The 230-nt window shown below is 64.3% G+C and carries 1 protein-coding gene; it reads right to left on the reverse strand.

Annotation, left to right across the window (positions count from 1 at the left end):
- Positions 1–230 (reverse strand): amino acid permease (locus J5M58_RS27720; RefSeq protein ID WP_207880754.1); only part of this gene is annotated, 230 nt, incomplete at both ends.

Here is a 230-nt window from a genome sequence, read left to right on the forward strand (position 1 = left end):
GCTCCAGCACGCTGCCGAACTGCGGGTTGCTCAGGCCCCAGATATCACGCGTGAAGATATCGGCGCGGAAGGCGAACGCCGCGATCACCACGAAAATCAGCAACGGCACCACCTTGGCCACGGTGGTGACCAGGTTGATGAACGCCGCTTCCTTGATGCCGCGCAGCACCAGGAAGTGCACCGCCCACAGCAGCACCGACGCGCCGATGATGGCGGCAGGGGTGTTGCCT

Origin of the sequence: Pseudomonas sp. 32_A, assembly GCF_017490905.1 — a bacterium.
In the GTDB taxonomy this organism is placed as follows: Bacteria; Pseudomonadota; Gammaproteobacteria; order Pseudomonadales; family Pseudomonadaceae; genus Aquipseudomonas; species Aquipseudomonas inefficax.